General features: G+C 54.1%; 17 protein-coding genes. 10 read left to right on the top strand and 7 right to left on the bottom strand.

Translation table 11 applies throughout. The annotated features are described in order from the left end of the window. The first annotated feature begins 84 nt into the window (after positions 1 to 84). Entirely contained in the window at positions 85 to 2,667 is a 2,583-nt protein-coding gene (locus tag CU041_RS13970) for a response regulator (RefSeq protein WP_101247395.1), read from the top strand. A gap of 86 nt (positions 2,668 to 2,753) precedes the next feature. Here CU041_RS13970 and CU041_RS13965 read toward each other — a convergent pair whose 3' ends face one another. The 3 genes from CU041_RS13965 to CU041_RS13955 form a co-directional block, all read right to left on the bottom strand. Beyond that, positions 2,754 to 5,771, bottom strand: a complete 3,018-nt coding sequence (locus CU041_RS13965) for a hybrid sensor histidine kinase/response regulator (RefSeq protein WP_170310240.1) — start codon at positions 5,769 to 5,771, stop codon at positions 2,754 to 2,756. A 258-nt stretch (positions 5,772 to 6,029) separates the two neighbouring features. After that, positions 6,030 to 6,536, bottom strand: coding sequence for a GNAT family N-acetyltransferase (locus CU041_RS13960; RefSeq protein WP_082817733.1), 507 nt, complete (start codon positions 6,534 to 6,536; stop codon positions 6,030 to 6,032). Between the two features lie 23 nt (positions 6,537 to 6,559). Beyond that, positions 6,560 to 7,693: a type III PLP-dependent enzyme gene (locus tag CU041_RS13955; protein WP_101247393.1), complete on the bottom strand. Its 1,134-nt coding sequence runs from the start codon at positions 7,691 to 7,693 to the stop codon at positions 6,560 to 6,562. Positions 7,694 to 8,290: 597 nt separating this feature from the next. Here CU041_RS13955 and CU041_RS13950 point away from each other — a divergent pair. The 3 genes from CU041_RS13950 (at position 8,291) to CU041_RS13940 (ending at position 10,618) form a co-directional block, all read left to right on the top strand. Continuing rightward, positions 8,291 to 9,517: an SLC13 family permease gene (locus CU041_RS13950; protein ID WP_101247392.1), complete on the top strand. Its 1,227-nt coding sequence runs from the start codon at positions 8,291 to 8,293 to the stop codon at positions 9,515 to 9,517. Positions 9,518 to 9,525: 8 nt separating this feature from the next. Beyond that, positions 9,526 to 9,939, top strand: coding sequence for a DUF3830 family protein (locus CU041_RS13945; RefSeq protein ID WP_101247391.1), 414 nt, complete (start codon positions 9,526 to 9,528; stop codon positions 9,937 to 9,939). A gap of 85 nt (positions 9,940 to 10,024) precedes the next feature. Beyond that, positions 10,025 to 10,618 (top strand): DedA family protein, encoded by a 594-nt coding sequence (locus CU041_RS13940; protein WP_068517960.1) that lies wholly within the window; start codon positions 10,025 to 10,027, stop codon positions 10,616 to 10,618. A gap of 60 nt (positions 10,619 to 10,678) precedes the next feature. Here the strand turns inward: CU041_RS13940 and CU041_RS13935 are convergent, their stop codons facing one another. Next, positions 10,679 to 12,325, bottom strand: coding sequence for a U32 family peptidase C-terminal domain-containing protein (locus tag CU041_RS13935; protein ID WP_101247390.1), 1,647 nt, complete (start codon positions 12,323 to 12,325; stop codon positions 10,679 to 10,681). 245 nt (positions 12,326 to 12,570) lie between these two features. Between CU041_RS13935 and CU041_RS13930 the strand changes: the two genes are divergently transcribed. The 3 genes from CU041_RS13930 (at position 12,571) to CU041_RS13920 (ending at position 15,836) form a co-directional block, all read left to right on the top strand. Then, positions 12,571 to 13,092, top strand: coding sequence for a MarR family winged helix-turn-helix transcriptional regulator (locus CU041_RS13930; RefSeq protein ID WP_101247389.1), 522 nt, complete (start codon positions 12,571 to 12,573; stop codon positions 13,090 to 13,092). Between the two features lie 69 nt (positions 13,093 to 13,161). Continuing rightward, the gene (locus CU041_RS13925; RefSeq protein WP_170310239.1) at positions 13,162 to 14,286 is read left to right on the top strand and encodes an HlyD family secretion protein; all 1,125 of its coding nucleotides are present in this window, start codon (positions 13,162 to 13,164) and stop codon (positions 14,284 to 14,286) included. Then, complete coding sequence (locus CU041_RS13920; protein WP_101247387.1) at positions 14,283 to 15,836, top strand: DHA2 family efflux MFS transporter permease subunit; 1,554 nt, start codon at positions 14,283 to 14,285, stop codon at positions 15,834 to 15,836. Before CU041_RS13925 ends, CU041_RS13920 begins: the two co-directional genes overlap by 4 nt. A 70-nt stretch (positions 15,837 to 15,906) precedes the next feature. On the opposite strand, the gene CU041_RS13915 is transcribed toward CU041_RS13920, so the two are convergent. After that, on the bottom strand, positions 15,907 to 16,326 hold the full coding sequence (locus CU041_RS13915; protein WP_101247386.1) for an acyl-CoA thioesterase: 420 nt from the start codon (positions 16,324 to 16,326) through the stop codon (positions 15,907 to 15,909). Positions 16,327 to 16,856: 530 nt separating this feature from the next. On the opposite strand from CU041_RS13915, the gene CU041_RS13910 reads away from it, so the two are divergent. From CU041_RS13910 to CU041_RS13900, 3 genes are read left to right on the top strand one after another with little or no spacing between them, the layout of a single operon-like run. Next, positions 16,857 to 18,215, top strand: coding sequence for an NAD(P)-dependent oxidoreductase (locus tag CU041_RS13910; RefSeq protein WP_101247385.1), 1,359 nt, complete (start codon positions 16,857 to 16,859; stop codon positions 18,213 to 18,215). Between the two features lie 26 nt (positions 18,216 to 18,241). Then, the gene (preA, locus tag CU041_RS13905; protein WP_068517967.1) at positions 18,242 to 19,519 is read left to right on the top strand and encodes an NAD-dependent dihydropyrimidine dehydrogenase subunit PreA; all 1,278 of its coding nucleotides are present in this window, start codon (positions 18,242 to 18,244) and stop codon (positions 19,517 to 19,519) included. Positions 19,520 to 19,543: 24 nt separating this feature from the next. After that, on the top strand, positions 19,544 to 20,821 hold the full coding sequence (locus CU041_RS13900) for a Zn-dependent hydrolase (protein WP_101247384.1): 1,278 nt from the start codon (positions 19,544 to 19,546) through the stop codon (positions 20,819 to 20,821). A gap of 172 nt (positions 20,822 to 20,993) precedes the next feature. On the opposite strand, the gene CU041_RS13895 is transcribed toward CU041_RS13900, so the two are convergent. Next, a complete protein-coding gene (locus CU041_RS13895) occupies positions 20,994 to 21,833 on the bottom strand; it encodes a substrate-binding periplasmic protein (protein WP_101247383.1) in 840 nt (279 codons plus the stop codon). A gap of 86 nt (positions 21,834 to 21,919) precedes the next feature. Further along, positions 21,920 to 22,597: a TetR/AcrR family transcriptional regulator gene (locus CU041_RS13890; RefSeq protein WP_101247382.1), complete on the bottom strand. Its 678-nt coding sequence runs from the start codon at positions 22,595 to 22,597 to the stop codon at positions 21,920 to 21,922. Positions 22,598 to 22,854 lie beyond the last annotated feature (257 nt).

Below are 22,854 nucleotides of genomic sequence, written 5' to 3'. Positions count from 1 at the left end.
TTGGTGCTGTATCTATATACACCCAAAGGAACAATTTATCGCGAAATAATGTTTCCAGGGTTGTGTGCCTGGGGGAGTTAGTTGATGTCGGAAGATATGAAGCCGGACAAAGCTATGATCAGCGTGTGTGTTGTGATTGTCGCGCTGACTGGTCTGGGCTCATATGTGGTTGGACTTCCCGTTGTGAATGAAGTTCTGGGCGGTTGTGTCGTTCTTCTGACGATACTGGCATTTTACTGTATTTTCCGGAATACGACCCAAAGTGCGGAACGGGAACACAAAGACACACGTTCGGTTTTGCAGCGTGAGCTGGTCGAATGTATTTACATGCTTCCGGTCCCGGCATTGGCGATTGACAGCAATCATAAAATCATCGGCTGTAACGGTCATCTGCGTGAGATCATCGGGCTTTCAAGCGAAACGATATCAGGGCTGAAACTTGATCTTCCTTCAAACGGAAAAGAAGGCGGGGCGAGCGATCAGGACGACGATGAATGGCCAAACTGGCTGGTTTCGGAACGCCAGTCCCTGAAAATTGGCAGGCACACGATATCGGGGACAGTAATTCTGGTTCCGCTTCGCAGCAGCACGGGCGAGGGGAGCGATGCGCTGGTCATCATCCGGCCGGAAGAAGACCTGGGCAGCATCCGCGAACCTGTTTCGATCGGTGTTCAGGGCAGCTTGAAGCTGAATGATGATGACCGGATGTTGTTGCGTGAACTTAGTCACGACATGCGGTCGCGCTTTCAAAACGCGTCAGGCATTCTTGATCTTGCAGAAATGAGCGCCGTCGGTCCCGATGCCCAACGCTATTTCTCGGGGTTGCAGAAAATATACCGCGAAGCAGCAGACCGCGCAGATTCCGTGATTTCATTTTTTGAACTGGATTTTCAGGTCAAGGAAGGCAGTTACGAGACATTCGGTATCGATGAGCTGTTAAACGATATTTCTTTCGCGCTGGGACAGCGCAAGGATATCGAAGATAACGAAATCCTGTTTGATACCGATCTCAGTGTCGAAAAGGCGATCAAATACCACAAAAAGCTGGTTGCAAAGCTGGTTTGTCATCTTGTTTTGCATGTCATTGGCGGTGAAGTCGGCAAAACGGTGTTGATCCGTGTTCGAATGACCGACAGTGAGGACAAACTCCCCGAACTCAGTGTCGAAGTATTGACCAAAGACAAGATTGGTGGTGGGGCGTCCGGCGGAATTCACCTGGATCTCGAAATTGCCCGGCGTATCGCCCCGGCGATTGGTGGTGAATTGTTCCTTGATCATCAAAATCTGGAAATGACGGGTCTTCATTTCCAGGCAAGTGTCGAAGGGATTGACAGTTTCAGATCCGGCTTTGTTGTCCCGGCACATCTTAAAAACCTTCAGGCACTTATTGTTGATGATAATGAGACATCCCGAACCGTGTTTGAGCAGCTGACATCTGCACTTGGCTGGACGGTTGATGTTGCGGCGTCAGGCGAAGCAGCAATGCATATGATCCGGTTCAAACAAGGCATGCGGGAGTCATATGACGTCATTCTGATTGATTGGCGCATGCCTGGTATGGATGGCTGGCAAACCAGCGAGGAAATCAGAAAGCTTCAGAATGGTGGCAAGGTGCCGATCATTGTTATGATATCCGCCCATAACCGGACATTCCTGTCCAAAAATATCCAGGACCGCGGGCGGGTGTTGAATGGCTTCCTGACCAAACCGGTGACACTCAGCATGTTGCTTGACGCGGTTGCCGATGCAACCGCCCATGTCCAGGAACCGGTCACCGATAGGGATAACCGGGGAGCCAATGTCGAATCACTTTCGGGCAATACGGTGCTGATCGTTGATGACAACCAGATGCACCGTGAAGTCGCCAAGGAATTCATGATCCGCAACGGGGCACAGGTCTATACCGCTTCGGGCGGTTATGAAGCGATCAGCAAAGTGCAGAATTACCGCGACGAGATCGATATCGTTCTGATGGATGTGCAAATGCCTGACCTGAACGGGTTCGACGCGGTCAAACGTATCCGCGAACTGGGCTATCAGGATATTCCGGTCCTGATGATGACAGCCAACAGCACATCCGAACTTCATCACCGAAGCCTTCAATCGGGTGCCAACGAAGTGGTGATCAAGCCGTTCGTAATGCGCGAAATTGTCATGGCCATGTCCAAATATGTTGGCAGGGCCCGAGAATTCAGGAACACAGATAAAAACGCCAGACATTCGGTAGAGGCATGGAAGGTTGGTCGGGATCTTGGTTTCAATGCTGATGTGATCGAACAGCGCTTTGACGGACAATCGTCAACCTACGTCAATTCGCTCAAGACATTCGTCCGTGATGCTAAACGGTTGACCCACAAGCTTGAAATCGATCATGGACGCAAGGTCTGGGAAGACATCGTGCGTGAAACGACTGCGCTGGGTGGATTGCTGTCTGTGGTGGGGGCGGTGGAAGATTCCCTTAAATTCAAACAGCATGCCGAGATGCTGCAAAAAATCCAGAGGGGCGAAACTGTCGGGCCAGCCAATATCGACAATGCCTTGCAGGATGTTGGACGCGGCCTGGTTGATTTGCTTAATGCCCGGATCGCGGCAACCGAACAGTTCCTTGAACAGTTGGAAGAAGAAGCGGGCGATGAAGGGGACAATGAAGGGGGCAAAGAGGCCTGAATATCAGGCCGTCTGATCGTCCCCTTCGGTCAATTCATTCCACTTCATTCCCTGCATTCCTTGTATTCCCCGGGGCGGCGATTATCCTAGCTGGATGTTTCGTCGCCCTTGGTGGCAAGGATCGCCAACGTCTCGTCCAGAACACGGTCAAATTCGTCCAGCATTGCCGCAACCTTTTCGATCTCCCCGTTATGGGTCAGTCGTTCCATTTCAGCAGACATTTTTGAAATTCGGGTTGCTGCGACCTGCGACGATGACCCCTTCATGATATGAAGCTGCTCGCTCAGGGTTTTGGTTTCGTTATCCTTGATCGCCTGATGGATTTGCGTCTGGCAGTCGCGTGCTTGCGGGTCATAGAGTTTGCACAGGCGATGATACAGATCGACACTTCCTGCTGTCAGTTCAATTGCAAGCTTTTCCTCATGCAGCGGGAAATCATCCCATGCCGATCCCGTCGCCTGTTGAGCCGGAATGGCAGGGGCATCGGCGGGACTGCTGTCGGCTGACGACACCGTTTCGTCAGCCGGTTTCGGGGCTGGGTTGCTTCTGTTTGATTTTGAGCCGACCCGCACATGTTTCAGGATTTTGGACACAATCAGTTCGAAATCAAAAGGCTTGCCGACAAAGTCATTCATGCCCGCTTCGCGGCATTTATGCTGTTCATTTTCCAGAACGCCAGCCGTTAATGCGATGATCGGCAAATCAAGATCGGGATAGGATGAGCGCAGGCGTTCCGTTGCCTCAAGCCCGGTCATTTCGGGCATCTGCACATCCATCAGGACGATATCAAATGAATGTTTTTCGACTGCCGCAACGGCCTTGATGCCATTATCCGCAATATGGACCTTGGCACCCAACGAGGTCAGCAAATCCTTTGCCACCTGCTGGTTTACAATGTTGTCCTCGGCCACCAGAACCTTCAATCCGGCAAGGGCATTGTCGGTGATCTTATAGGCCGGGGCACAGCCAGGACGGATTGCCGCACTGGCATCGCTGACGGATGTAATCGCATCCATGAATGATGATCCGGTTACCGGCTTGGTCAGCAATTCGTATTTTTCGGCATTTTTGGTTTGCGACAAAAGATCGCGTTCATAGGCCGTGACCATGATGATTGCCGGCATTTTTTCAAGCTTGTCGGCCGGAATGCGTTCAATGGTCTCAAGGCCATTCAGCCCGGGCATCTGCCAGTCAATCATCAGGATGTCATAGGGCACCTTGGCATTAAGCAGCATGTCAATCGCCGTCTGACCGTCCGGTGCGGTGTCGGCCTTGACATAAAGCGAATGGGCAATGGTCTGAAGCGCTTCGCGGGTTGGTTCCTGATCATCGACGATCAGAACTCGCAGATTGTCGACTTTTTCGAAATAAAGTGGCGGTGCAATGTCATTGGGACCTACCCGCAGCGGTATTTTCAACGTGAAGGTCGATCCGCGTCCCGGGCTGCTGCGCAGGGTAATTTCACCCCCCATCGCAGTTGCCAGCCGGTTGGAAATCGCAAGTCCTAACCCGGTTCCGCCATATTTGCGTGTTGTTGACGCATCGGCCTGGGTGAACGGGTTGAATATCGTGGCTTGCTGATTTTCGGGAATGCCGATACCGGTATCCGTGACCTGGAAACACAGGATCGGTTCGGGTGCATGTTCCTTGTGAACATCAAGGCGCACGGTTCCGGCATCGGTGAATTTGATCGCATTGCTGATCAGATTGACCAGAATTTGTTGCAGGCGCTGGGAATCCCCGATGATCGAACGTGGCACATCCGGGGCGACATCAATCACCGCTTCGATGGCCTTGTCATTGACCGACATCGACATGATCGACCCGACATTGTCGATCACATCGGGCAGGACAAAGGGTTCCTGATCCAGAACAAGTTCATTGGCCTCGATCTTGGAGAATGTCAGGATTTCGTCAATTACGCCCAACAGGAATTTGCCCGAAAGCCCGATCTGGCGAACATATTCACTTTGTTGCTGTTCAAGCGGGGTGCGTTTCAAAAGCTGCGTCAGCCCGAAAATCGCATTCATCGGGGTTCGGATTTCGTGGCTCATATTGGCCAGGAAGTCATCCTTGATCCGTGCCAGTTTTTCGGCGTCATTGCGCGCGATTTCAAGTTCGCTGTTAATGGTTTGCAGCTTCTTGTTATAGCGCTGTGTGGCCAGTGCCCGCAGGTTGATCGTCCAAAGAATGCCGATCATGAACACCAGCAAAATCACCGATGCAATGGTGATACCGGTCGAAAATACGTTCCAGTATTGCATCGCATAGTCATAGGGACGCGATGTCGAAATCACCAATGTGTCGTGAAAGACCCGCTCGGCAACACCAAACCGGGCCTGACCGGTAAAGACATTGGAATAGACATTGGCAACGATCCGCTCGGACGAGTTGGCAACATCGGTATAAATCTCGGCATCGGCCATGGATTTCGAGATCATCTCATCCTTTGCCGGCTTGCGTGCAACCAGATTGAAATTGCGGTCCAGCAGGGTGACATAATCGACCGGGATTGTTGATTTGGCGATACGTTCAATCATCGTACCCGGATCGATCACAGTCGAAATCACACCGACCAATTGGCCGTATGGGTTGCGGATAGCCCGCGCGAATGAAAGTTGCCAACGGCCATCAACAAGGTTCTTGACCGGTCCTGACAGGAACCGCGGCGCATCTCCGCCCTTCAGGAAATACTGCACATAATCACGCCCGGATAAATCGACATCGGGTGCCGGGAAACTGCGCGATGAATGGATGATGCGGCCATTTATGTCGGTAACACCGAACACGCGGACAATATCGAGTGCGTCGGCGGCCTGCTTGAGCAGAAGATGCTTTTCGCGTGCCGAGTACCGTTCGTCATAAATGATGCTGCCAAGCGCGGTCAGGGTGGTTTCCACCCCGATCATTTGTTCTTCGACCTGACTGGCATAGCCATCAAGGAGATTTGTCAATGATCGCAGTTCGCGCTGCTCGGCATTTTCACTGAGCGGGAAATGCACATAATAGTTGAATCCGAGAACCAGAAGGGTGATTGCCGCTGCAGCAAGGGTGACGGGCATGCTGCTGCGACGGAGGAGTGCCTGTTTCAAACCTTCAAGCATAAAGTCATCCCGGGTCATTCGTGTTTCAAAAGCGAAAGCATCAGTTCGGCTTAGGATCAACGCATTACAGGTCGTGTGTGGGGTCTCAACTTGCAATGCAATTGCAAAAATCTTCTCTGTGCAACCAGAACGTCCACTATGAATTGTCAGTAGATTTAAGACAAGACTGTTTTGTTTTTCAGTAGTTTGCAAGTGAACAGGCACAAAAAAATCCCGCAGCATTTACCGCGGGATTTTGAAGTTTTATTCTGGCTTGCCTTAGTGGGTACGCTGGCCTGTGGCATAAAGCATGCCGTGCGTGCCGCTCAGGACATCTTCATTGCCAAGATTGATCGCCTGGAACCGGTGTCGATCAAAATGGCCGGGCATCAAAAGCCCGTTGGCGGGGGCTGCCTGGAAGCCAAAGCGCGCGTAATAGTCCGGGTCTCCGACCAGAAGAACCGAACGGTGACCGGCCGATTGCGCAGCGTTAAGGGCTGCGTAAACCAGACCGGCACCAACGCCCGATCCGCTATAGATCTTTTCGACCGCAAGCGGACCCAGCAACAGCGCGCTACCGCCGTTGCCCGCATTGACATTCCACAACCGGACAGTGCCGATCAGTTGTTTGCCGTCGTGGGCGACAAACGCAAGACCGTCCGCCGGAAGCCGATCACGGCGCAGGATTTCAGACGATTTCTGAAACCGCGCCGGACCCATGACGCGATCAAGCAGCTTTTCACGTTCGACGTGGTCAAAGCGGCCTTCGCGATCAATCGTGATCACTGATCTGTCTTTCCCGAACAGGGTCAGATGATATAGGCGGTCAGCGGCGAGAAGCCGTTAAACGCCACAGATGCATAAGTGGTGGTATAGGCGCCGGTTGCTTCGATCAGAACCTCGTCACCGATGGTCAGTGCGACCGGAAGGTCATAAGGTTTTTTCTCGTAAAGCACGTCGGCAGAGTCACAGGTCGGACCGGCCAAAACGCAAGGAGCAACATCGCCACCGTCATGAATGGTCGTGATCGGGTAACGGATTGCTTCGTCCATGGTTTCGGCAAGGCCACCGAATTTACCGATATCAAGGTAAACCCAGCGCACCGGATCATCTTCGTGTTTGCGCGAAATCAGCACAACCTCGGCTTTGATCACGCCGGCATCACCAACCATGCCGCGGCCCGGTTCGATAATGGTTTCGGGCATGTGATTGCCAAAGTGGGTGTGAAGCGCGTCAATGATCGCCGAGCCATAAGCTTCGGTCGCCGGTACGTCACGCAGGTAACGGGTCGGGAAACCTCCACCCATATTGACCATGCGAAGGACGATGCCTTTGTCAGCCAGGGTACGGAAGATCATCGAGGCTTCTGCCAATGCGGTGTTCCAGGCATCAAGGTTGCACTGCTGCGAACCAACATGGAACGACACGCCATAGGCATCCAGACCCATGTGATGGGCATGTTCAAGAACTTCGAGCGCCATGGAAGGCGCGCAACCGAATTTGCGCGACAGCGGCCATTCTGCGCCAACGCCATCGGTCAGGATGCGGCAGAAAACACGCGATGCCGGTGCAACACGGGCAATTTTTTCGACTTCTTCGACGCAATCAACGGCGAACAGGCGAACACCCATTTCATAAGCGCGCGCAATGTCGCGTTCTTTTTTGATGGTGTTGCCAAACGAAATGCGGTCCGGGGTGGCACCAGCGGCCATCGCCATTTCGATTTCGGGCACGGATGCGGTGTCGAAGTTGCTGCCAAGATCGGCAAGCAGGCTCAGAACTTCCGGGGCCGGGTTTGCTTTGACCGCATAGAAAATGCGGGAGTCAGGAAGCGCACGGGTAAAGGTCTCGTAGTTGCGCTGAACAACATCAAGATCCACAACAAGGCACGGGCCTTCCGGTCGGTTCTGTGCGAGAAAATCAATAATACGCTGAGTTGCCATTGGGGCGTTCTCCCATTCCACGAATATGGCAGCGTGCATGTACCTGATGCGTATGAGCGCGGTGGAGGCGCGTGACGCGGACTACCTGCGTGCTGATAAGCTCCGGGGCCAACCGGAACTGCGAAGTTAAGTCTGCCTCGCTATGGAATGGGATTTCCCGTTCCGCACGTGGGCAATGATGGTGTGCCTCTTTAGTGTCGGTGGATTTGGACGCCACCTGAGACCAAAAAAGCCCTACACCGTCGTTGCTTTAAGTAAGTCCTACGGGTTCCAGTAAGCAGGACCACCACAGGCACGTGCGACTTTGGGCAAGGCGGGATTTACGCCTGTTGCTTTCCCGGCGCAAGTGAAATTTTCATCCCTTTTGTCCTGAAACAATCGCAGGATCGTCGAAGAACATATGCCGCAACGCAAAAAATGGCTCAAAAGGCCGTGTTTTTACCGGGCCGGGGCATGAGTTAACGCATTTTGGTATGGGGCATTGCAATTTGTGCATATCCTGTCACCCGATTGATCGTGTCCCGAGACCGGTTTGACGATACATATCGCTTTGAATTGCGCACGCGTCGCGCATCCATTTGAACAGGATGGCCTGGTGTGGACTGGTTGATTATTGCTGTATTCGGGGGAGTCTATTTCGGTATGGCGCTGGGGCGCTGGCCGGGACTTGCGATCAATCGTACCGGCATTGCCGTGATCGGGGCGCTGATCCTGTTGCTGGCCGGGGCGATTGATGGTGATCAGGCCCTTGCCGCGGTGGATTTTGCCACCCTGTCGGTTTTGCTGACCCTGATGGTGTTGTCATCGCAATATGCCGCCAGCGGCTTTTTTGACTGGATCGGGGATCGCATCATTCATCTTGATCTGACGCCGCGCGGGTTGCTTGCCGGTGTGATCATGGTATGTGGCGGCCTGTCAGCCGTGATGACCAATGATGTGGTGGTCTGGGCGGTCACACCGATTCTGATTGCCGGGGTGGTGGCACGCGGTCTTGATCCCAAACCGTTTGTGATTGCGGTTGCCTGTGCGGCCAATGCCGGATCGGCCGCGACCCTGATCGGCAATCCGCAAAACCTGATGATTGCCGAATTCGGCCAGCTTGATTTCATGGCCTTTCTGCTGGCCTGCGGCGTGCCGGCGCTGATCGGGCTTGTGGTGGTTTATCTGGTGCTGGTTTACGGGCCGGCCACGCGCGACCTGTTGCGCTTTGCCAATCCCGGGCCCCGTATCGATGCGGATCAAACAATTACCCTGAACCGTGCCATGCTGACCAAGGCGGTGGTGGCAACGATTGCGGTGATCCTGATCTTTGTCTTTGTCGAAGAACGCGCACTTTGGTGTTTGCTGATTGTTGCGATGCTGTTGCTCAGTCGCAAGCTTGGCACCGATCAGGTGTTGGGGCGTGTTGACTGGCATTTGCTGGCGCTGTTTTGCGGCCTGTTCATTGTCACCGGCGCGATGTCGGGCGATGACGTGATTGCCGGTTTCTTTCGCGATCTGCTGATTGGTCTTCGGGTTGATCAACCTGCCGTCCTGCTTGGTGTGTCGCTGGCGGGATCCAATACCATCGGCAATGTGCCGCTGGTGATGATGTTGCTTTCCCTTGGACCGGACTGGTCGCGAAGCATGTTGCATGCCCTGGCGGTTTTCAGCACATTGTCGGGTAATTTTCTGATTGTCGGCTCGGTTGCCAATATCATCGCCGTTGAACAGGCTGCCAAGGCCGGCACGGTGATTTCCTTTGCCGATTACGCCCGCATCGGCGTGCCCGTCACCCTGATCAGTCTGGGGATGGCGCTGGGCTGGATATTATTGATTGCGTAGGACCAAACATGACCAAGATTAAAATCACCGCTGGCCCGTTTACCTTTGACGGTGTGCTTGAAACCGCCAAGGCCCCTGAAACCTGCAAGGCGTTTCTTGAACGCATGCCGTTCGAAAGCAAAGCCGTCCATGTCCGCTGGAGCGGCGAGGGCGTCTGGATGCCGCTTGGCGATTACCAGTTCGGCGTTGGCTATGAAAACCACACAAGCTTCCCCGCACCGGGGCAGATCATCCTCTATCCCGGCGGGATCAGCGAAACCGAAATCCTGCTGGCCTATGGCGGGGTTCATTTCGCCTCAAAGGTCGGCCAGCTTGCCGGCAACCATTTCATCACCGTGACCAGCAATCTTGATGACCTTGAAAAGCTCGGCAAGATGACGCTCTGGGAAGGGGCGCAACCGATCCGGTTTGAAGTGGCCTAAAGATATACTGTGAACCGGCACACTCGCCTCTTGAGGTCGATTGACCTAGAAGGCTTTCAATCTTCATCATTCAGGCGGGTTTGCCGTGTTCGAGACAATCAATCTGTGGATTCAGGATCACCAGCAACTGGTCTATAGCCTGATCTTTACCTATTGCGTGAGCAAGGCCAGCATCCTGCCGGTTTTCGTCGGTGTGTTTGTGGTGTCTGAAAGCCTGCTTTTGGGGCCATCGATGATCGCGATGATTTCCGGGTCTGTGGCCGGTGATCTTTTGCGGTTCTGGCTGGGGCGCAAATATGGGGATGCGATTGTCCGCAAAATGCCCGACGCCCTTTCGAAATGGATGGGCAAGACATTGCGCCTATTCGAACATTATGGTGTCGCCTATATCCTTTTGTGCCGCTATCCCAACACCATCCGATCGATCAGCGTGTTTCCGGTCGGCATGAGTTCGATGTCATTCATGCGGTTCCTGCCGCTCAGTATCGCATCGATCCTGATCTGGATCGGGATCTATTTTGCGCTGGGTTATGTGCTGGGCGAAGGGATGTCGGAACTGCTTGAACGCAATCTGACGCTGTTAAGCCCGGTCTTGCTGATTGTGTTCCTCGGGCTTGGCTGGTTCGGGCTTAAACGCATCGACAAGCTTGAACAGCAGGCCGAAAAGGCGATCAAATAATCAAACAAAAACGGCAGCCCCATGGGGCTGCCGTTTTTCATGTTCGGGCATCAGGGCTGCTTATTCAGCAGCAATCGTCTTGCCGTCTTTTTCAAGCATCTCGCCCTGTTTGCGTTTGGCAAGGATTTCACGGGCCTTGGCATAGGTCGGGTCGTGCCAGAAGATCAGGCAACCGTTGCAGCCACGGCCACAGCACCCCTTGGTGCCGACACGCGGGGTGCGGAACGAACGTTCTTTCTGGCGGTCATCAAGGGCGGTCTGAAGCGCTTCGCGTTTCGCGTCATAGCGGTCTTCGTTGCCTTTGCCCATTTCGATCTTGTGGCCTTCCTGATCAAGTTTCAGGCGCTGCCATTCATCCTCAGACAGGGCCTTTTCCTTGCGCACGATGGTCATCGGAAGCACTTCACGACGCAGGAATTCCGGGTCTTCCTGTTCAAACAGGCTGAACGGAAGACGGATACGCGGATGGGTGTTGGCATGAACCGCTTCGCCGACCTTGCCGGTTTTGGCATCGATGAATTCATACATGCGGATGAAAATGGTCTGGCGTGACCGCGGCGGGACGATTTCAATCACGTCACCGGGCAACATGCGGTTTTTGACCGACATGATAAAGGCGTCGTCTTCGACTTCCTCGATCATTCCTGCAAATTCCCAATCCGACACGTTGGTGTTGCTGTCATAGCCGTGCGCATAATTGGTCAGGCGGCCATCATGGAAGGCCAAGGTGTAACCCCGGTTCGGAATGGTTGCCAGTTCCTTCATATATTCTTCGGCAGACCAGTTTTCCGGGTCTTCATACCAGTCATCAATTGCCATGCGGTACGCACGGGCAACCAGACCGGCGTAATAGGGGCTTTTGCCGCGGCCTTCGACCTTGAGGCTGTCGACACCGATTTTCAGGTAATCTTCCAGCTTCGGCATGATGCAAAGATCACGCGAATTGAGGATATAGGACCCGCGTTCGTCTTCCTGAATTTCCATCAGTTCGCCCGGACGCATGTCTTCTTCAAGGAAGAAGTCAAACATCTCAAGGTTTTCTTCGGTCAGGTGCAATTCCTTGACCGTACCGTCCTTAAGCTTCATGTGGACTTTGTATTTCCAGCGGCACGAGTTTGCACACGCCCCCTGGTTGGCACCGCGTTCGGCCATGAAATTCGACAGAAGGCAACGACCGGAATAGGTCATGCACATCGACCCATGCACGAAGGCCTCGATCTTGATATCGGGGCATTTTTCACGGATTTCGGTCAGTTCGGCATAGGAAACCTCGCGGCCCAGCACCACAAGCTTGGCGCCGATGCTTTGCCAGAATTTGACTGACTGCCAGGAACAGACATTGGCCTGGGTCGATACATGCAAATCAAGTTCCGGGGCATGTTCGCGCACAAACATGAAAACGCCCGGATCTGCAACGATCAGGCCATCGGGCATGCATTTGCGCACGGTATCGACATATTCCGGAAGCTTGTCGATATCCTTGTTATGCGAAAACAGGTTCAGCGTCAGATAAACGCGAACACCGTGGCTGTGGGCAAATTCAATGCCTTCGACCACGTCTTCAAGCGACATCTGGCTTTTGACCCGCAATGACAGATCGGGTGTGCCCATATAGACGGCGTCCGCGCCATACAGCACGGCAACTTTCAGCTTTTCGAGCGAGCCTGCGGGCATCAGCAATTCGGAACGGCGCGATTGATCACTCATCACTTGCGGGTCTTTTCTATTTGGTCGTCTGCGGGAAATCTCTCTGGCGCGGCTTCTATCACAGCCTGCTGCCTGTGCCGATTAAAATCGCATATTTGCCCCTGCTTGCATAGAGACCCGTGATGATCAGCAGCCATGTCATTGCCGCAGGGCGGGGATGATGGCAACTGACTTGAAGTCATCAAGGTGATATAGTATATATTGCTTATTATATATCAACCATGCGACTTTGACAGAGTTGGCGAATGCCAAAATTCACCGATCCCAAACAGAATATCGGCTTTTTGATGAAGGACGTGACCCGTCTGATGCGGCGCAATTTCATGCGTCACGCGGACGAATTCGGCCTGACCCAGGCCCAGATGCAGGCGCTTGTCTATGTCGCGCGTGGCGAAGGCATGCGTCAGGTTGCCTTGGCGGAAATGCTTGAAATCCAGCCGATTACAGCCGCACGCCTGATTGACAAGCTTGTCGAGGAAGGGCTGGTCGAACGCCGGCCCGATCCCGATGACCGGCGCGCCTTTCAGCTGTATGTCACCGATGCGGCCAAACCGCTGCTTGATCGCATTTATGTGGTTGCGGCTGCGGCGCGCGAAGATGCCATGACCGGGATCTCCCCGGATATGCAGCAGATGCTGATTTCTGTTCTGGGCCGGATGCATGACAACCTGACCGCTGTCGAACAGGGCAGCAAGCATACCGACACCGACGCGCCAACCGACCCAAAGCCAGCCAGCTCAAAGCTAGACAGCTCAAAGACCGCATAAATCAAGGCCCCGAAAATCATGTCAGATCAAAATCAGAATGCTGCCCCGTCGGCAGCGAACGAAAATCCTGTGTCAAAACCAAGAAAACGCTGGTTGCGTCCGGTGCTGTTGCTGGCCGGGCCGCTTGCCGTGGTGGTGGGCGGGGCCTACTGGTATTATACCGGCGGGCGGTTTGTCAGCACCGAGAATGCCTATGTCCATGCCGACATGGTGGCCATCGCACCGGAAATTGACGGACCGGTCAGTGAAATTCTGGTCGATGAAAACCAGCAGGTCCACAAGGGCGACGTGCTGTTTCGCATTGATCCGCGCCCCTATCAGATCGCGGTTGAACGCGCCCATGCCAATCTGAATGCGATTAAACAGGAAGTCGACGCCCTGCGCCACAGTTATGACGAACTGGCAGGCAGCCTTGAACTGGCCAAGATCAATCTCGATTACGCCCAGAAGAAATTTGATCGGCAGCAGGCGCTGCGTAAAAGCAATGTGGCATCACAAGCAGCACTTGACGAAGCCCAGAACAACCTTCTGGCCGCCAAGCAACGCATCGTCCTTAATCAGCGGGCAATGAAAACCACCCTGTCAAAGCTGGGCGGGGATGCCGATACCCCGATTGAAAATCTGCCGCAATATCAGCAGGCAAAATTTGATCTGGCCCGTGCCGAGCTTGATCTGAAACACACCGAAATCATTGCACCGTTTAATGGTGTGCTGAGCAACAAGCCCGAAGAAGGCGCCTATGTCAAAGCCGGTTCGGCGATGGCAAGTCTGGTTTCAAGCGACGTTCAATGGATTGACGCCAATTTCAAGGAAGTCGAACTGACCCATCTTGAACCCGGGCAGGAAGCCGACATCAAGGTGGATGCCTATCCCGATCATGTATGGCACGGGGTTGTGCATTCCGTAGCACCGGCGACCGGCGCGGAATTTTCCGTGATCCCGGCGCAGAATGCGACCGGCAACTGGGTCAAGGTGGTGCAGCGTGTTCCGGTACGCATCGCAATCAATCGTGATGATGATCTGCCGCCGCTGCGCGCCGGCATGAGCACCGAAGTCGAAATTGACACCCATCACCAGCGCGAAGTCCCGGCATTTGCCGCCACCATGATGTCATGGATTGGCATCAATCAGGCCGAGGCCGGAACTGAAACCGGAACCGGAACCGGTCATACGATGCCCGGGGCCGCACAATGAGTGCTGCCGCCACGGCGGCCAGCGAGACAACGCCGCTTGAACGCGGTCTGACCACCGTTTCGATCATGCTTGCAACCATCATGCAGGCACTCGACACCACCATTGCCAACGTTGCCTTGCCCCATATGCAGGGCAGCATGGCCGCGACCCAGGATCAGATTTCCTGGGTGCTGACATCCTATATTGTGGCGGCTGCGATCATGACGCCGCCGACCGGTTTTCTGGCCGCGCGCTTTGGCCGCAAGAAGCTGTTTCTGGTCTCTGTTACCGGCTTTACCATTGCCTCCATGCTGTGCGGGGCGGCCGTATCGCTTGAAGAAATGGTGGCGTTCCGTCTGTTGCAGGGCGCGTTTGGGGCGGGGCTTGTGCCGCTGTCACAGGCGGTGCTGCTTGATACCTACCCCAAGGAAAAGCATGGCTCGGCCATGGCGATGTGGGGGATGGGGGTGATGTTGGGGCCGATTTTGGGTCCGACACTGGGCGGTTATCTGACCGAATTTTATAACTGGCGCTGGGTGTTTTACATCAACCTTCCCATCGGTTTGATGGCGCTGTTTGGCATCATGGCCTTTGTGCCCGAAACCGATAAAAGACCCGGTCTGTCCTTTGACTGGTTCGGCTTTGCATTGCTGAGCCTGTCGATCGGGGCGCTTCAGATGATGCTGGATCGCGGCGAAAGCCAGAACTGGTTTTCATCGTGGGAAATCATCATTGAAACGGCGCTGGCGGCGGTGTGTCTTTATATGTTCATTGTCCATATGTTCACCGCAAGAAACCCGTTTCTGGAACCGGGTCTGTTTGCCGACCGCAATTTTGTCGTCGGGCTGTTTTTCATCTTTGTGGTTGGCGTGGTGTTGCTGGCGACTTTGGCATTGTTGCCGCCATTTTTGCAAAACCTGATGGGATATCCGGTGGTAACCGCGGGCATGTTGCTGGCCCCGCGCGGGGTGGGCACCATGATTGCCATGATGATGGTCGGGCGACTGGTCGGGCGGATTGATACCCGGCTTCTGATCCTGTTTGGTCTGTTTATGACGGCCTTGTCACTTTACGAGATGATCGGATTTACCACCGATGTCAGCGAGTTCGTGATTATCCGGACCGGCATCATTCAGGGGATCGGGCTTGGTTTCATTTTCGTGCCGCTTAGTACGATTACCTTTGCGACCCTGAACCCGCATTACCGGACCGAAGGCACGGCGATGTTCAGCCTGATGCGCAATATCGGATCAAGCATCGGCATTTCGGTCATGACCACCATGCTGACCCAGAATACCCAGGTGGTGCATGCAAGTCTGGCCGAAAAGCTGACCCCGTTCCGCATGGCCCTGCAAAGCCCGTGGTTGCCCGATCTTTGGGACTGGCACACACAGACCGGGGCGGTGATGCTTAATAAGGTTGTCACAGCACAGGCCAGCACGATTGCCTATCTCAATGATTTTCAGGCGATGATGTGGATCGTGATCGGGGTGGTGCCGTTGCTGTTGCTGATGCAGGGGCCTAAACGGGCCAAACCAACTGATGACGAACATATGGAAGTCATGGAATAGCGTTCCCGATATTCCAAAACAAAACGCCCGCAAGCAATGATTTGCGGGCGTTTTTATTGTTCGTACTGGTTCAGGCGGTTGGTGTTTCGGGCTCCGGATCAATCGGGCGCGGCCGACCCTCGTCATCAAGTGCGACAAAGGTAAAGACGCCTTCGGTGACTTTTTCCGATGTTTCTTGGAACCGGGTCTGGCGCCAGGCTTCGACATTGATGCGAAGCGACGTACGGCCTTCATGGATGATTTCGGTAAAGAAAGAAACTTCATCCCCGACATGGACCGGGCGCAGGAACGACATGGTATCGACAAAGACCGTGGCGGTTCTGCCCTTGGCGCGGCGTGCCGCCGCGGTCCCGGCCGCCAGGTCCATTTGCGACATCAACCAGCCGCCAAAGATATCACCGCTCGGATTGGTGTCCGATGGCATGGCAACGGCCCGAACCGATGGTTGACGATCGGGAAGGGTGTCCGTGGCAGTTTCGTTTGATGTCATCACGCGCGATCCGAAATGGGCTTATGACATAACGTTACTTTAGTTCATCGGGTTAAAGCCAGCGTAAAATATCGCCAAATCAATGTGATGGCGGATGTTCGAGACCAGTAAGAAATCCAAGCGCCAGCTGGTTGCAGATGGCGGTTTCCGTGGGGAAATCAGCCGTTTTGACGCAGGAATAACAATTCGGATTTTTAATCTTGACCAAATGATCAGGATTGGACATGCTGTAACCGTCAGAGAGAGGCATCTGTACGTGTAATCAACCGGGGATAACCCCGAAATCATAACCGCACGACAGATTAGATACTGGGAAACAGTTCAGCATTTGCTGAACGGATACGCCAAGAATGTTCAGAACAGAAAGACCCAGAGTTGGTCGGGTCCGCCCCGTCCGCGCACGCCATAATTCCATCTTCAATCCCGATACGGGATTACCGTGCCGATAACGGTCAGACTGTTTTTGCATTCTTGTTTTGTCTCTCGACGACATCAGGAGAGGACGCCTTTTTGGCAGGGAGACAAAACCAATGACCACCTTGCAGGCCAAGCAAGTTTCCAAATCCGGTGCCCATCATGGCGGCATCGGCCACAATGACGCAGATGACGGTTTTTCCGATCTGCATCCGCCATATTCCACCCTTCAGGCAATGGCAGAAAGCAACCGCTGTCTTTATTGCTATGACGCCCCTTGTGTCACCGCATGCCCGACATCGATTGATATCCCGACCTTCATCCGCAAAATCAGCACCGGCAACCCGGATGGTGCGGCAAAGACCATTTTGTCAGCCAATATCATGGGCGGCACCTGTGCCCGTGCCTGTCCGACCGAAGTGCTGTGCGAAGAGGCCTGCGTACGTAACGTTGCCGAAGACACGGCTGTTGAAATCGGAAGTTTGCAACGTTTTGCTGTTGATCATTTGATGGCGCGCGATCTGCCCCATCCGTTCAAGCGTGCGCCTGAAACCGGCAAATCGATTGCCGTGATCGGGGCCGGTCCGGCGGGTCTTTCATGCGCGCATCGCGCGGCGATGCTGGGCCATAATGTCACGGTGTTTGAAGCCAAGGCAAAACCGGGCGGTTTGAACGAATATGGTTTGGCCGCCTATAAGATGACCAATGACTTTGCCCAGCGCGAAGTTGAATTCCTGCTTGGCATCGGTGGTATTCGCATCGAATACAACAAGGCGCTTGGCCGCGATATCAGCATCGAGGCGCTGAAAGATTCCTATGACGCCGTGTTTGTCGGTGTCGGTCTTGGATCGACCAACAATCTTGGCCTTAAGGGCGAAGAATTCCCGGGCATTGATGACGCCATCAGCTTTATCGAAAAGCTTCGTCAGACCGAACCGAAAACCGACATGCCGGTTGGTGACAAGGTGATTGTCATTGGCGGTGGTAACACCGCAATCGACGCCGCGGTTCAGGCCAAGCGCCTTGGTGCCGAAGAAGTCACCCTGGTGTATCGCCGTGGTGCCGAACATATGTCGGCCACCGAATTCGAACAGGATCTGGCGAAAACCAATGGTGTGGTTGTCCGCTATTGGGCAAAGCCGGTCGCGATCAAGGCCAATGGCAAGCTGATTGGCATGGAGTTCGAAAAAACCGAACTTGATGCCAGTGGCAAGCTGGTTGGCACCGGCGAAACTTTCGAAGTGCGCGCCGATCAGATTTTGAAAGCCATCGGACAAAAAATCAAAACCGATGACCTTGCCGGGATGGAGATCGCCGGCGGCAAAATCGTGGTCGATGAAAACTATCAGACAACAGCCCCGGGCGTGTTCGCCGGTGGGGACTGCATCAAAAGCGGCGAGGACCTGACGGTTCAGTCGGTCGAGGACGGCAAACAGGCCGCCATTGCCATTGATGCATTCCTGAAATCCGCTTGAACCGTAAGCCAAAGGGAGAGAGAAAAATGGCTGATCTAAGCTGCAAAATCGCCGGGATTGATTCGCTAAACCCGTTCTGGCTGGCATCTGCACCGCCGACCGACAAAAAATACAACGTCGTTCGCGCCTTTGAAGCAGGCTGGGGCGGGGTTGTCTGGAAGACGCTGGGCATTGATCCGCCCGTGGTCAACGTATCGTCGCGCTATGGTGCCCATCATGACCAGAACCGTCGGTTGCTTGGCATCAACAATATCGAACTGATTTCCGATCGTCCGTTGTCGGTGAACCTTCAGGAAATCCGTGAATGCCGTGCGGAATATCCCGATCACGTCATTATCGGATCGATGATGGCCCCGATCGAGGAACGCGCCTGGAAGGACCTTGCCCAGCAGATCGCCGAAAGTGGCGTGCATGGCATCGAACTTAACCTTGGTTGCCCGCATGGCATGTGCGAACGCGGTATGGGTTCGGCGATCGGGCAGGTGCCGGAAATGGTCGAACAGGTCACACGCTGGGTCAAGGATGCGGTCGATATTCCGGTCTTTACCAAGCTGACACCGAACATCACCAATATCCTGTGGTCGGCCGAGGCCGCCTATAAGGGCGGGGCGGATGCGGTATCGCTGATTAACACCGTTAACTCGATCATTTCGGTCGATATCGATCAGATGGTCCCCGAACCGATGGTCGATGGCAAGGGAACGCATGGCGGGTATTGCGGATCGGCGGTCAAGCCGATTGCACTGAACATGGTGGCTGAAATTGCCCGCACGCCGGAAACGAAGAACCTTCACATTTCCGGAATTGGCGGCATCACCACCTGGAAAGATGCGGTCGAATTCATGGCGCTGGGCTCCAACGCGGTTCAGGTTTGTACCGCTGCCATGATCTATGGTTTCCGCGTGGTTGATGATCTGATCGACGGCATGAGCCAGTGGATGGATGACAAGGGTTACACCAGTGTTGAACAGTTCACCCGTGCCGCCGTGCCGCAGGTGGCGAACTGGAACGAGTTGAACATGAACTTTGACACCAAAGCCGTGATCAACCCGGATAACTGCATCGAATGCGGTCGTTGCCACATCGCATGTGAGGATACCTCACATCAGGCGATCACCATGACCAACAAGCCCGAAGGCGGCCGCCTGTTTGAAGTTGTCGACGAGGAATGTGTTGGCTGCAACCTTTGCTATCACATTTGTCCGGTGCCTGATTGCATCACCATGGAACCGGTCAAAACCGACAAGCCGCCCATGACCTGGCCGGAACATCCGTTGAACCCGATGCGCCTTGCTGCGGAATAGGCCACCAACCAAAAGGACTGAATAATGACTCTTCAACCCAGTGTCCGAAATCTGTCAATTGATGGTGACCGCCTTTGGGACAGCCTGATGGAAATGGCCAAGATCGGCAAAACCGCAAAGGATGGTGTGTGCCGTCTGGCGTTGACCGATCTTGACCGCGAAAGCCGCGATCTGTTCATCAAATGGTGCAAGGCCGAGGGATGCTCGATCCGGATCGACAAGATGGGCAATATCTTTGCCCGTCGCGAAGGCCGCAATCCCGATCTTCCGCCTGTGGTGATGGGAAGCCATCTTGATAGCCAGCCGACCGGCGGCAAATATGATGGTGTTTATGGCGTGCTTTCGGGGCTTGAAGTGATCCGGGCGCTTAATGAAGCCAAATACGAAACCGAAGCCCCGCTTGAAGTCGTGTGCTGGACAAATGAGGAAGGCTCACGTTTTGCCCCGGCGATGGTTTCCTCGGGCGTTTTTGCCAAGGTGTTTGACCTTGAATACGGTCATTCGAGGGCTGACGTCGATGGCAAAACCATGGGCGAGGAACTGAAACGGATCGGCTATATGGGCCCGGACGAGCCGACCATTGATGCCCATCCGATGGGGGCCTATTTCGAAGCCCATATCGAACAGGGCCCGATCCTTGAAGATGAAGGCAAGGATATCGGTATTGTCACCGATGCCCAGGGGCAGCGCTGGTATGAAATCAAATTCACCGGTGTCGAAGCCCATGCCGGTCCGACACCGATGAAAACGCGCAAGGATGCGCTTCTTGGGGCGGCGCGTGTGATTGATCTGGTCAACAAGATCGGTCTGGATCGGTCGCCGCTGGCCTGTGCCACGGTGGGCATGATGCAGATTCATCCGAATTCCCGCAACGTCATCCCGGGCGAGGTCTTCTTTACCGTCGATTTCCGCCACCCCGACGATGCGGTTCTGGCCGATATGGACAAGGCCCTTCGTGCCGGTGTTGAAAAGATCGCCGCTGACATCGGCCTGAAAACCGAGTTGGAGCAGATTTTCTATTATGCCCCGGTGCCGTTTGATCCGTCCTGTGTCGATGCGGTGCGCAAGGGCGCGGAACTTGGCGGGTTCTCGGCCCGCGAAATCGTATCGGGGGCGGGGCATGATGCCTGCTATCTCGCACAGGTCTGCCCGACCGCGATGATCTTTATCCCGTGTGTGGACGGGATTTCGCATAACGAAATCGAAGAAGTCCACAAACACTGGTCGGATGCCGGTGGTCAGGTGTTGCTGCATGCGGTTTTGGCCAAGGCCGATGAAACTGTGATGCAGAAATCGGACTAGGCATCGATCCGTTACAAACGGTCACACAATCAAAGCGGGCACTGACCATGCAGTGTTCCAGGGCGGGGCAGGGTATCTTGCCCCGCTTTTTTGTTTGTGGCGCGGTCGGGAAGTTTGGTTGTTGCGGTTCGCGGGTATTGCAATGATTGCGGCGGGCGTTTGCGGATGTGCGTCAGGTCCCGCTTTCCTTGTCACTGGCAAGTTTGTGCAGATGTGCCGATGTCATGCTGGCAAGGGTGCCGTTTTCTTCAAGTTCGGTAATCAGCAGATTGATGGCGGCAATATCGTCAAGACACGGGGTTGTGCGCGAAAACATCAGTCTTACGTCATTGCGCACCAGCGGCGGTTCGACGGCAAAAACTTCGTTTTCAAGTTTGTCGCGATAGATATTGGTCAACCCGTCATAGCGCCCCAGCAACACATAGGTCACCCGTTCGGTCAAAAGAACATCGAAAATCTTGTTGCCGGTTGGCGAATAGATCATGTCGAGATGATCGCGCGCATAGGTGTCGACAAAGTCGCCATAACTGCCCCCCTGCGGGCGGGCTCCGCGCCGGTTTACCAGATCCTCGATCCCGGAAAAGGCAAATTGCCGGTCCTTGTGCTGAAAGACCATGACCTCGTCATAGGCAAACGGGATGCTGTATCGGAAAAGATCATTGCGTTCTTCGGTGAAATAGGCCCCGGCAATGACATCAAGTTCGCCTTTTTCAAGCATCTGCAAGGACCGGGTCCAGGGGATATCAAGATGCAATTCAAGACGAAAGCCATGCTTGCGGGCATATTCCTGAAGGATGTCGATCCCAAGCCCGACCTGTCGCCCGTCCTTGTCGATATAGGTAACGGGTTCCCAGCCATCCGCCCCGCCGACCGATATGCTTTTGCATTCATCGCTGGCAGACACGCCTTGTGCATTGGCGCGATCATCGACCGACGCAAGCAGTAATCCAGATGTCAGCAATGCAGCAAACACGTTAGAGACGATGCGCACGCTGTGCGTGATGCGTATCATTTCCAGCCTCAGGCGATAACAGTGACCCAGTTTCTTAAGGTTTGATTTTATATTAGGGAATGCAACTATCCGAAGGAAGGGGAATATCAGTTAAGTCCGACACCCTTTAGAATAATTCTAACAACATTTTCCTTGGCCTCGGCGAATTGTTGTTCGCTAAGCGGCTGGTTGTCGTTGAATATCTCGATCTGGCGACCAAAGTCCGCATAATGCTGCGTGGTGGCAAAGATCATATACATCAGCGAATAGGGTTCGATGTCATCCATCTTGCCTTCGGCAATCCAGCCGCGGATCACGCCGACACGGGTATCCAGCCAGTCCTTGACCGTGGTTGAAATATAGTCCGACGAGAATTTGGCACCACGAATGATTTCGTGGGCCCAAAGCCGCGACCCATAAGGCCGGGCACGCGACAGATCCATCTTGGCTTCGATATAGCCGCGCAGGATCACTGCCGGGTCGGCACTGTTGTCAAAGGTCATTGCCGCTTCAAGCCAGTGGTCACAGACATCTTCCATGATCCGGCGATAAAGGGCCTCCTTGGTGCTGAAATAATAATGCACGTTGGCTTTTGGAACTTTGGCGATTTCGGCGATGCGGGCGGTGGTCGCCCCCTTGAAGCCGTAATCGGCAAAAACCCGTTCGGCAGCGGCCAGAATTTGTTCTTCGTTTTCCTGCCTGATTGCGGCCTTGTGTGCCCCGTTTGCTGCGGGTTTCGCACCAAACTGATTGTCCTGTTTAGAGCCGCTTTTAACTGAGGTCATTCATGCTCTCTGATTTGTGTCATTTATCTTGACCGTTTGGTCAGGTTAAAATAACCTCTACCATAAATATGCAAAAGAAACTTTTTTATGCGCGTCGTTCTTGATTGCGGTCAAGAGTCGGTTTTGTCCGAAATATCGAACAGCACCGGTGAAAGATAAACAGAAAATAGACGCCGTAAATAAAAATCAGGGTCGCTGAAATGGTGTTTGACGGTCGAATATTCGAAACAATTCCCCGGTGGTGTTAAAGCTCTAGT

It is taken from the genome of Thalassospira povalilytica, from assembly GCF_002844235.1.
GTDB classification, from domain to species: Bacteria; Pseudomonadota; Alphaproteobacteria; order Rhodospirillales; family Thalassospiraceae; genus Thalassospira; species Thalassospira povalilytica.
Note: the sequence above shows the minus strand (reverse complement) of the source record. Positions and strands in the feature narration are given on the sequence as shown.